This is a genomic window from Mesorhizobium sp. M7A.F.Ca.ET.027.03.2.1 (assembly GCF_003999175.1).
Lineage (GTDB): Bacteria > Pseudomonadota > Alphaproteobacteria > Rhizobiales > Rhizobiaceae > Mesorhizobium.
In genome coordinates, this window is sequence record NZ_RZOM01001698.1 from 1 (window position 1) to 712 (window position 712).

The 712-nt window shown below is 65.9% G+C and carries 1 protein-coding gene; it reads right to left on the bottom strand.

The features are described from left to right. On the bottom strand, positions 1-519 hold a 519-nt coding region (locus tag EN750_RS37450; protein WP_189526830.1), incomplete at its 3' end, for an alpha/beta hydrolase. Positions 520-712: the final 193 nt, after the last annotated feature.

Here is a 712-nt window from a genome sequence, read left to right on the forward strand (position 1 = left end):
GTCGACGACCGCCTCGGCGGCGCCGGACAGGATCTTTTCCGGCAACGGCTCGGGCTGCGCCAGCAGCGACCATGGCCAATAACCCAGCGCCAGCCTGGCGTCGGCCCGGTCCCAGGCATCGGCGGTCGGCACGATGTCGAGAACGGCGAGCTTGTCGATGCTGCCCCGATGATCGAGCGCCATGCGGTAGGCGACACGCCCGCCGCGATCATGGCCGGCGACCATGAAGCTGCTGAAACCCAGCTTCTCCATCAGCCTCATCATATCGGCCGCCATGGTGCGCTTGGCATAGGGGGCGTGGTCGGGAGTGGATGCCGGACACGAACTGCGGCCATAGCCGCGCAGGTCGGCGCAGACGACGCTGAACCGGCTGGCCAGAGCGGGGGCGATGTCGCGCCACATCAGATGCGTCTGCGGAAAGCCGTGCAGCAACAGCAGCGGCGGCCCGCCGCCGGCGCGCAGGCAGAATATGCCGGCATCGCCGGTGTCGATTTCCGCGCCTTGAAAACCTTCGAACATGATCGCCTCCGGCACGCGCAACGGCCGGCAAACGGGTTTGGTTGCAATGCCGCGCGGCGAGGCGGCCAACCTTTTTCATCGACAGGCGTTGTCCCTTTGAAAGGAAGGTCGCCGCGGGCGACCGTGAAAGAAAGAAGGAGGCAGTGATGAGAATTCTTGCCATCATGCCACTAGGCCTCATGCTGGCGCTGGC